This window comes from Actinacidiphila sp. bgisy160, assembly GCF_057707815.1.
This window is the reverse complement of the sequence record NZ_JBYIQW010000067.1, coordinates 25,435-35,655: the sequence shown is the minus strand read 5'-3', so window position 1 is coordinate 35,655 and position 10,221 is coordinate 25,435. Positions and strand designations below refer to the sequence as shown.

The window sequence follows — 10,221 nt, the reverse complement described above, 5'->3', positions numbered from 1 at the left end:
TAGCGGTCGCGGCCGTCATCGCCGGCTCTCGAAGATGCCGGCGTGGAGGCGCTGCAGGCGGCGTTCGACTTCGTCACCGGACTGGTCCAGCAGCTTGAAGTCGCAGGTGGAGCCGAGGGTCGGCAACGTGGGCGAGGCCGTCGGGCCGCAGGCCGAGGCGCCGAAGAGGAACTCCGCGAGGTTGTCGTTGTCGACGATTCCGGCCACGGCCTGGCGGGCGCCGCCGCTGCTGGTCAGCTGGAAGGTGGGGTAGAAGGTGTCGCCCTGCCGGCAGCCGGAACACGGTGTCGCGGTGGCGAGCGTGTACCCGGACCTGGTCCGCACCTGTGGCACGGCGCCCGGTACGGCCGGTCCCTCGTTCCAGTGGACCTCGTCCTTCCCGGTGAGGACCATCTCCCGCCGCTCACCGCGTGCCTGGTCCAGGACAGAGTCCGCCCCGTGGTCGGCCCAGGCGGTGAAGAACTGGTCGATGGCGTCGGGCTGCCGCTTGATGAAGGTGGTCATGGTCCGCTGCGTGGCCACGTGCGGCAGGGGGTCGCCGAGCGCGCCCGGCGCGGCCTCGGACTGCTGCCACCAGTACATCCGGGTGACCTCTCCGGGCCGGTCGGCGTGGAAGTAGTGGTCGACCCTGTCGAGTTCGTCCTTCCCGACGCGGTGGTCCAGGGCCGAGGGGATCCGGCCGTCGGAGTGGAACCTGGCGGCGTAGGTGCTCGGGGCGGCGCTGCCGCCGAGTTCGATCTCGACGTTCGAGCGGTCGGCCTTGATCCGCTTGATCAGGCGGTCCGCCTCGGCGTAGGGCACCTTGACGACCGGCAGTGCCGCGTACGGCTGGACCGCGGGGCAGCTCTTGGGCCCGTCCGTGCACACGGCGAAGTCGGCGGAGCCGCCCAGGGAGGTGAGCTCCGGTGCGGCGACCAGCACGCCGACGGCCCCCGCGGAGGCCGCGGCCGCCACCCGCTCGTCCCGGAGCTTCGGGAAGTCGCAGGTGGTGTCGCAGACGTCGGTCGGTGTCAGCAGCACCAGCTTTCCGCGGGCGTTGACGGCGGCCAGCTCCGCGTCGGAGCCGGTGCCCGCGTAGACCACCGGGACGCGTCCCTTGAGCGGCAGTCGCGAGATCGGCACCGAGACCTCGCGGTAGACGGTATTGCCGTCGTCGTCCAGCCACATCTGGGAACCGATGAGCGAGACGTCCGGAGTGCGGTAGCGGGGGGTCAGCCTGATGGGGGCACCGCCGCCCGTGGCCCGCATGGTGACGACGGGAGTCGTCCGCACGCTGTAGGTGTCCTGGACGAGGGTGCCCGTGCGTACCTTCCCGGTGGGCAGGGCCCACCAGTTGGGCTCGTCGCCGTATCCGGCCGTCAGCAACGTCGCCATCGACCGCGCGCCGTTCGCGGAGACCCGCCGGGTGTAGTCGGTCATCTCGTAGACCTCGGTGGCCTGTGGGAACCGGACCCTCAGCGGCTTGAGCTCGCGCAGGTCCAGGGTGACGGTGGCCGGCTCGGTGAGGTCCACTTCCGCCACGAGAGGTGCGGCCTGCTGCCACGCGCCGTCCGCGTCACGCCACTTGAGGGGGACTGTGGCCGAGTAGGTGCCGCGGAAGAGCGGCAGGGTGATCGTGTCGGCACCGGTCTTGCCTGCCGCGTCCTTGCCCAGGCCGGGGATGTCGTCACCATCGACCGGCAGGAAGGTGGCGAATCCGTACTGGACGTCGGTGGCTCCCGGCGGCCGGATGACGTTCACGGTCAGCGGGAGCTTCTGCGGCTCCAGGAACGCGGTGACCGGCGTGGCCGCCCGCAGCGCTCCGGAAGGGTCCCTGGCGTCGAGTAGGCCGGAGTAGCCGCCGAAGGCCCCGTCGGTGCCGAGCACCCGCCCGTCGAGCGTCAACGACACATCGGCCGATCCGCCCGCGGGCACGACCACCTCATCGGTGTCGAGGGTGACCAGGCCGGCCGGAGCGGGCTTGCCTGCGGAGGAGACCGAGGCCGTGAGGTGCAGTGTGGTCGGCTCGTCGGTGTGGTTGGTGTACGTGACCTTCCGGGTCAGCGGCGCGTGCGGGTAGGCCAGGCGGCCGAAGCCCAGGTTGCCGTTCACGGTGGTCCGCGGATCGGTCGCGGCGGCGACGTCCACCCGGCCGGCGCCCTGCGCGTCGCGGTCGAATCCCAGGTCCTTGGCGGTGCTCATCAGCAGCGCCTTGATCTCGCGCCCGGACAGGTCCGGGTGCTGCTGGGCGATGAGGGCCGCGGCGCCGGCCACGTGCGGGGTGGCCATCGAGGTACCGCTGGCGGTGGTGTAGTACTCGTCCACCGTCGTGCCCATGGCCGTACCGGCGGCGCGAGCCGCGACGATGTCGACACCCGGGGCCGCGATGTCGGGCTTGGCGGCGCCGTCCCCGACCCGCGGTCCGCGGCTGGAGAAGTCGGCCATACGGTCCTGCTTGTCGACTGCCGCCACGGTCAGTGCCTCGTCGGCGGCGCCGGGGCTCCCGACCGTTCCCTTGCCCGGGCCGGAGTTGCCGGCCGCGACCACGAACAGGGTCCCGGTGTCGCGGCTGAGCTCGTCGAGCGACTGGCTCAGGGGGTCGGTCCCGTCGCTGGGGTCCCCGCCAAGGCTCATGTTGACGACCTTGGCGCCGGAGTGGGCGGCCCACTCCATGCCCGCGATGACCGCGTCGTCGGTGCACTGCCCGTTGTCGTCGCAGACCTTGCCGACCCGCAGATCGGCGCCGGGCGCGACGCCCTTGCGCTGCCCGTTGGACGCGGCTCCGGTGCCCAGGATCGTGGACGCGACATGGGTGCCGTGCCCGTGCCCATCGCGGGGGCCGCTGGGGCTGCCGGTGAAGTCGACCTTCTCGACGATGTGTCCGGACACGTCCGGGTGATCGGCGTCGATGCCGGTGTCGAGCACCGCCACGGACACCCCCTTGCCGTCGTACCCGCGGTCCCAGGCGACGGGTGCGCCGATCTGCGGTACGGAGGTGTCGAGGCTGACCTCGGCCAGCCCGTTGAGCCACACCTTCCTGACCCCGGCCAGTGAGCCGGCCGACCGGGCCGCGGCGGCGCCGGACTCCGTCTTGCCGCGTACTCCACGCCACCAGCGGCCGTCGCCGGCTATCTCCATGGAGCGGCCGTTGATGCTGGTGAGCGTCCGGCCGACGGCCGCACCGGCGACCTTGGCGGCCCTCTGGGCCCCGGTCTGCCCCGTGTAGGTGACCAGCACCGGCACCTCGCCGGTCTTGCCGGCCGCGGCGAGCGCCACCAGCTCGGAAAGGTCGAAGAGCCCCCAGTCGAGCACTCCGTTGCCGATCAGCGCGAGGGCGTCGTTCGGGACGACGTACACCTTACCCATGCGGGTGATGGTGTGGAAGACGACGGGGGACCCGTCGGGCCGCGCAGCGCTCTCGATGTCGCGGACGGCCGGCTTGCCGTGGGCGTCGACGGTGGCGTTCACCTTGTCTCCGGTGATCAGCGTCACCGGCACGGTGGTTCCGGACCCGGAGAGGGTCCGCGCGAGGTCGTCGTTGTCGATCACCGTTGACTTCTTGGTCTGTACGACCCCTGGACGCGGCGCCTGCCGGGTCGGCTCGGCCGCTTGGGTCGCCGTGGCCGACGTGACCATCCCGAGGATGGTCAGACCGACGGTCACCGCGCCCAAGCGTCCTCTGGGACGCCTCATTGCCCTTCGCTTCATCTATTCGGTCTCCTGTGAGTGTGACGACCGGGGAACAACTGGTGGGATCGGCGGCGGGACGCGCCCGGGGCCGCGCTCGGCGGCGCCGGGCCTCCCGGCTAGAGCGGTTCGTACTCGCCGACGGCGTCGGCATCAGCGCCCGCACCGTGGGCGGTCGGGGCGTCCGCCGCGTTGTCCGGCGGTTCCGCCGGGGCCGGTTCGTCCTGGGAACGGGGTCCCGGTCCGGGCGGATCACCTTCCGGCTCGGGCGTCGGCGGTTCAGCGGGCAGCATGGAGACGAGTCTGCGATCGGGGCGGACGCCGGCTCGATTGGTCAGATGCGGGATTTAATCCCGTCGCCGCTCGCGGACATTTCTTCGTGCCCGGCGGCGGCCCGCGGAATTTACTCGTCGCCCGGGGGCGGTTGCCGCAGATCGCCGACGAGGCCGGATTCGACGACCTTGATCGCGAGTGCCGTCCGCGACGTCACGTCCAGTTTGCGCATCGCCGACTTGACCTGACTGGCGACGGTCTGCGCCGACACCACCAGCGCGTCGGCGATCTGCCGGTTCGTCAGGCCTTCGACCAGCAGCCGGGCCACTTCCAGCTCGCGGGGCGAGAGCCGGTTGCCGTAGCCGGGACGTCCCCGGCCGCGCACCGCCGCGGGGGTGTCCCCGCCTCGCGTGCCGAGGAACCGGCTGATCCGGTCGGCGTCGTTGTGGGCGCCCAGTTCCGACAGCGCCCGCGCCACCTCGGACAGGATCGGCAGTCCGGCCTCGTCCCGGCCGTCGGCGAGCAGGCAGCGGGCGTGGCGCTCCCGGGCGAGCAGGGCGTCGTACGGGCGCGGGAGCGCCTCCCACGCGGCGGCCGCACGGGCGAACAGCGTCACGGCGTCCGTGAGGCGGCCGTCGGCTTCGGCCAGGATCGCGCGGCACAGCACCAGGGACGCCTGCGGGGCCGGGGCGTCCTTGTCGCGCAGGGCGCCTTGGAAGGTGTCGACCAGGTCGGAGGCGCGGCCGAGATGGCCGGCGGCGACCAGGGCGGCGACCCGGGCCGGGGCGAACTCGACGGCCCGGGACCAGAGGCCGCCGCCGACGGCGATCTCGGCGGGCCGGTCGGTGAGGCGGAGCGCCTCGTCGACGTTGCCGTCGCGCAGGCACAACCGGGCCAACGCTGCAGCGGCTTCGATGCGTTGCTGGTCGTCACGCCCCGCGAAGCGAAGCCGCTCCTCCGCGGCGTCCCGGTCGCCGGCGGCGGCCTGCAGCAGGCCCGCGACGAGCGCCGCCTCGCACCGGTCCTTCAGCCGTACGCCGCTGTCGTCGTCGACCAGGCGCGCCGTCCGCTCGGCGAGTCCGGACCAGGCGCCGGTGAACCAGTCGAGGTGGGCCCGGGAGGAGGCGATGCTGTCGAGGTAGTCCAGGAGCTGATGGCGCTCGGCGATCGCCCGGCCCTTGGCCAGTCGTGCCCTGGCCTCGTCGTACCGTCCCCACCGCGTCGCCTCCTCGCCGACGTTCGTGTGGCCTATCGCGACGATGGGCGCCTCCCGCGGGTCGGAGACGTCCTCCGGGATCTGCCGGGCCGCGGCCCAGCCGGCCTCCTCGCCGAGCACGAGCAGCGCGAAGGTGCGCTCCACGAACAGGCGCAGGCGGTCGAGGGAAGCCATCGACTGGTTCAGCGGCGGCGCCTCCCGCAGCCAGCGCAGGTGTTCCGAGACCGGCCGGGCGTTCCCCAGGGGCAGGGCGAGCAGGATGCGGGCTCGCGCCGCCTCCGGGGACTCCGGTGGCAGGTGGGGCACCGCTGTGAGGATCTCGCGGCGGCCCGCCTCGATCTCGCCCGCGACCATCAGCACCCGGCCCACCTGGAAACGGACCAACGCCTGCTCCCCCGGCGTCAGCATCTGGCTGCCGAGGGAGGATCGCAGCGACTCGATGATCGTCGAGTACGGGTCGGCGCCGGACAGCGCCTGGAACTGGATCTTCGTCACCAGTCGTACCAGCGCCTCGGCGGGCAGCGGGACGGTGGTGACCAGGCTGTGCAGCAACAGTGCCGAGGTGGCCACGTCTCCGGACTGGACGCAGAGGTCGGCCGCCTGCTCGGTGTACCGGCACGCCGCCTCGGCGTCGCCCGCCAGCCGGAAGTGGCGGGCCAACTGCGCCGCCGGCGGCAACGGCCACTGCTCCAGTGCCCGGCCGGCCCGCAGGTGCATGGCACGCCGCTCCTCGACCGGGATGGCGTCGTACACGGCGTGACACGCCAGCGAATGGCGGAACGACCACTGCCCGGGTCTGCCCTCGCGCAGCAGGCCGCAGCCGAGCGCTTCGGCCGCCTGCGTGGCGAACCGGTCCTCCGGCAGGCCGGTGACGGCGCGCAGAGTCGCGCAGTCGGCCGGGCCGGACAGCACCGACACCGCGTACAGGACGGTCCGGGTGTCGGGCGGGAGCCTTTGGACACGTTCGAGCATGGCGTCGCGGATCGTGGGCGGCACGTCGATGCGGTCCAGCCGGCGGCGGGCCCATCCGCCGCCCTGGCGGATCAGGTCGGCGCGGTCGTGCATCAGGCGCACGGACTCCTCCACCGCCAGGGGCACGCCCTCCGTGCGTGCGTGCAGGAAGGCCGCGAACTCGGTCGAGACATGCTCGTCGGCCAGCATCGACGAGACGACCGCGGCGGTCTCGTCGACGTCCAGCGGCCTCAGTGTCAGCCTGACCAGGTGCGCGTCGGCGGGCAGCCGGGAGGACAGCCTCAACAGCAGTGAATCGGGGGGCACTTCGTCCCGCCGGTAGGTCAGCACCACGCTCACCGGCTGCGGTCGGCGGGAGACCAGGAAGAGCAGGAACTCGAGTGTCGCCTCGTCGGCCCAGTGCACGTCCTCGAGCGCGAGGACCGCCACATCGAACCGGCCGAGGACCTCGACGAAGGCGCGGAACAGCCGGTGCCGGGCAGCGGTCGCGTCCTCCAGCGGCTCCGGCGCCGGAGGCAGGTCGCCGGCCCACTCCGGGAACAGCGGCCGCAGCGCGCCACCCAGCCCGCTCAGGCGCAGCCCGGCAACGTTGTCAAGGCCGTCGCGTACGGCGTCCACGACCGCCCCGAGTGTGTACGGCACCCGCAGCTCCGGGCAGGCCCCGACCAGGGCGCGCCGCCCGCGCTCGGCCTGGGACGCCAGGAGCTCGCGCAACAGCCGGGTCTTGCCGATGCCCGCCTCGCCGTCGAGCAGGACGACCACGGGGGCTTGTCCGAGCGCCGATCCGAGAGCGTCGAGTTCCCGGTCCCGGCCGACGAAGCGTGGCGCGGACAGTACCGGAAGTTGCCCGGCGTCGCTCTCGGCCCGTCCGACCACCGCCCACCCCTTCTGTCGACCGCCGCTACGGCAGTGCTGACTTTATCCGGGAAAGATCATTTGGGTAGCGGCATCGACCCCGGCAGTCGAGCGACGAGCGATCCCGCGGGCTTCCCGGTCCGGCGCCGTCCAGCATTCCCGTATCACCCGATCGGCCTGATGAGCTCGGCAGCCGCGGCCGCCTCACGCCGGCCTGGAAGGGGGTGCACGGGCGCGGCGACACCGCGTGCGACCTGCGGCAACAGCATGCCGGCCGCCCCCGGGGCCGACCGGCGCGGGATCCCGCCGCGCCCCGTGCGCACGACGGCGCACACCGACACCCGCCGAAGTGCTCCGCCCCGCCCGCGCGTCACGGCGGGCCGTGGGCGGTGATGTCGTCCTCGGCGGGTCGAACGCCTCACGGCCGAGCCGCATGGAGGGTCTGGTACTTCCGGCGGCAGTGTGCAAGGCTCGACACAACCAGCCTGGCCTGGTGAGAGACCCCGTGCCACGAAGCGGTCACCGTGAGTGGCCGGAGGAAGGTACGGGTGGTCTTACTCGACTGTGGACGGCACCGTGTCGTCTGCTTTGCGGCCGCTTTCAGCGCGGGAGTTGACCGTGATGGGCTTCGACCCGATCGGCGACTTCCCATGCAGCACATCGGCATAACTGTCAGTGAAACACCCGTGCAGACGACGATCGCGTTGACCGGCGAGCTGGACCTCGAGACGTGTCCCCAGGTCACCGCGGTCACCGACGCACTTCAGCTGTGCGGCAGGACACTTCGCATGGATCTCTCCGGCGTCACCTTCATCGGCTCCACCAGTCTGAACATGCTGCTGAGCCTCCGCCTGCGCGCCGAAGTCGAAGAGGGCACACTCGAGCTCGCCGGCTTGCAACCTCAAGCTGAGCACGTTCTCGCCCTGACGGGAACACGCGAGCTGTTCCGTATCCGCCCTTCGGATGCCCCGGTGGCCGCCGGCAGCGTCGCCGACGCCTGCCGCTGAGGCGGCTTACACGGCGACCCGCGGTGGTACGGCGCCGAGGTAGTGCACGGCGGTCTGTTCGGCGTGGAGGGCGAGGAGGCCCTGCAGTTCGTCGGCTGCGGTCTTGAGGAGATCGCCGTCCCGGGTGGCGTGGAGGGTTTCGAGGAGGAGGGCGACCCCTGTGGAGTCCTCGGTAACGCGGGTGTGGTGCGCGTCGCGCTGGTTCCAGTGGCGCGTGAGGACCTGGGTGGCGTCCGCGTAGATGATCTCGCCGGACTTGGGGTTCTCGACGGTGCCGGGTTCGCCGAGCGGGGTGAAGGTCTCGGTGCCGTCCGCGTGGCGGATGACGACGTCACCGGTGACGTGGTCCAGGTCGAAGGCTCCGGCGGGCAGGCCGTGACGGATGGAGACGGCGTTGTACGAGTCGACGGCCGGGTTGATGCGCGGCAGGCTGCCCCTCTTGGCGAGACGGCGGCCGAGCGCGTCGACGCTGGGGCGGATGCGGCGGGGGTTGGTGCCGAAGGAGCGGTACGCGGTGTGCCAGCACGATGCGGGGGTCGGTCTCGTCGGCGGGGTGCCAGGTGCCGTCGGCGAGTCGCCGTTCGAGGTCCTCCAGGGCGGCGGTGGTGTGGGGCCACGGTTCACGGCCGCGCAGACCTGTGGCGGTGACCAGGGCGATGAGGGCGCCGGGGAAGGCGTCGGCGACGGCGGGGGCGAGGCTGAAGGTGGGCATGGGCGGGGGCGCTCGCACACAACGTCCGGGCCGCCCGTACCCGCGCGGGCCTGTCCCTGGACGAACTGGGCCGGCGTGCCCAGGTCAGCAAGGGCGCGCTGGTGGGGCTGGAGAAGGCGCAGGGCAACCCGAACCTGGCGACGCTGGTACGGCTGGCCGACGCCCTTGGCGTCTCGGTGTCGGCCCTGGTGGAAGGCAGGGCGGAGGGCAGCGTCCGCGTCGTGTCCGCCGATGACCTGGACCCGTTGTGGACCGGAGCGCGGGGCAGTCAGGCCAGGCTCATGCTGACCACCTCGGGACCCGCACCCGTCGAGTTCTGGCGCTGGCGGCTGGAGCCGGCGAGGAGTACCCCAGCCATCCTCACCAGTCGGGCGTGGTGGAAACGGTCAGCGTCACCCACGGCCGGATGACCCCGGATGACCCTGGTCGTCGAGGGCACCGAGCACACCGTGGAAGCCGGGCAGACCGCCACCTTCGACGGCGACAGGTCCCACACCTATCGCGGCTCGGGCACCGAGACCTGCCACCTGATCATGACCGTGCACCTGCCGCCCGGTCCCAGCGCCAGGCCCTGACGGTCGCTTGGCCCGCCTTGTTCAGTCCCTGACCGATCCGCAGCTGAGGTTGATCACGCTCCCGGTGATGGCGCCCGCCCGGTCGGACGCCATGAAGGCGGCCGTCTCCGCGACTTCGGCCAGTTTCGGCAGCCGGCGCAGCGCGGTGCCGCGTTCCATGTAGGCCTTCACCGTGGAGCTGCCTTCCGGGTCGGGCTCGGCGTCATCGATCATTCCCCAGGAGACCCAGGCCTCCGGGATGCCGTCCGGGCGCAGGCAGACGACACGTACGCCGCGCGGTCCGACCTCACCGGCCAGGTGGCGGGAGAGCAGTTCCACGGCGCCGCAGGCGACGCCGAAACCGCCGGTCGCATGGAAGCCCTGGTCGCGGGCGGAGAGGCGGGATGCCGCCGTGGAGAAGGTCACGATCACCCCCGAGCCCTGTTCGGCCATGTGCCGGGCCGCGGTCGTCGCGGTCACGAAGTTGGCGGTGGCAGCGGTGGTGATCGGTGTCAGGAAGTCGTCGACGGACAGACCGGTCAACGGCGTGCCCTGCAGGTCACCGCGGATGCTGACCGCGTTGACGGACACGTCGAGCCGGCCTGCCGTCCGGACCACCTCGGCAGCGTGCCGCTCGACCGCCTCCGGGTCGAGCGCGTCCACCTGGGCGATGTCCGCCCGGCCACCGGCCGACTCGACCTCCTTGGCCAACTCCTCGAGCCCCGCGAGCCTGCGTCCGGTGAGAAAGACCCGTGCGCCCTCACGGCCGAAGGTTCGGGCCACGCTCCGGCCCACCGCCCCACCCGCGCCGTAGATGACGGCGGTCTTGTTCTCCAAGAGCATGCTCCGGTCCCCTCCATCGCTGTCCGCGTCGATCTTGAGGGCACCCTAGACGCAGGGACTGACATTCGGGCCGCCGACAAGATATCGCGGACGCACCGAATCGGGTCGGGGCATGGAGAACCG

The 10,221-nt window shown here is 72.2% G+C and carries 4 protein-coding genes and 2 pseudogenes; 2 read left to right on the top strand and 4 right to left on the bottom strand.

Annotation, left to right across the window (positions count from 1 at the left end):
* Positions 1-15 precede the first annotated feature (15 nt).
* Positions 16-3,642 (bottom strand): S8 family peptidase, encoded by a 3,627-nt coding sequence (locus AC3EUJ_RS32980; RefSeq protein WP_431967944.1) that lies wholly within the window; start codon positions 3,640-3,642, stop codon positions 16-18.
* A gap of 427 nt (positions 3,643-4,069) precedes the next feature.
* A complete protein-coding gene (locus AC3EUJ_RS32975; protein ID WP_431967942.1) occupies positions 4,070-7,003 on the bottom strand; it encodes a helix-turn-helix transcriptional regulator in 2,934 nt (977 codons plus the stop codon).
* 629 nt (positions 7,004-7,632) lie between these two features.
* On the opposite strand from AC3EUJ_RS32975, the gene AC3EUJ_RS32970 reads away from it, so the two are divergent.
* Positions 7,633-7,989 carry an STAS domain-containing protein gene (locus AC3EUJ_RS32970; RefSeq protein WP_488180989.1) on the top strand — a complete coding sequence of 119 codons (357 nt, stop codon included), beginning with the start codon at positions 7,633-7,635 and terminating at the stop codon, positions 7,987-7,989.
* A 6-nt stretch (positions 7,990-7,995) separates the two neighbouring features.
* On the opposite strand, the pseudogene AC3EUJ_RS32965 reads toward AC3EUJ_RS32970, so the two are convergent.
* A pseudogene (locus AC3EUJ_RS32965) lies at positions 7,996-8,701 on the bottom strand (B3/B4 domain-containing protein).
* Between the two features lie 11 nt (positions 8,702-8,712).
* On the opposite strand from AC3EUJ_RS32965, the pseudogene AC3EUJ_RS32960 reads away from it, so the two are divergent.
* Positions 8,713-9,276 (top strand): annotated as a pseudogene (locus AC3EUJ_RS32960) (helix-turn-helix domain-containing protein); the annotation flags it as partial.
* A gap of 21 nt (positions 9,277-9,297) precedes the next feature.
* On the opposite strand, the gene AC3EUJ_RS32955 reads toward AC3EUJ_RS32960, so the two are convergent.
* Positions 9,298-10,098 carry an SDR family NAD(P)-dependent oxidoreductase gene (locus AC3EUJ_RS32955; RefSeq protein WP_431967938.1) on the bottom strand — a complete coding sequence of 267 codons (801 nt, stop codon included), beginning with the start codon at positions 10,096-10,098 and terminating at the stop codon, positions 9,298-9,300.
* Positions 10,099-10,221 lie beyond the last annotated feature (123 nt).

Bases quoted from the DNA above. Each gene is read 5' to 3' on its own strand.
- AC3EUJ_RS32955 (WP_431967938.1), bottom strand. From the start codon at position 10,098: ATGCTCTTGGAGAACAAGACCGCCGTCATCTACGGCGCGGGTGGGGCG.
- AC3EUJ_RS32970 (WP_488180989.1), top strand. From the start codon at position 7,633: ATGCAGCACATCGGCATAACTGTCAGTGAAACACCCGTGCAGACGACG.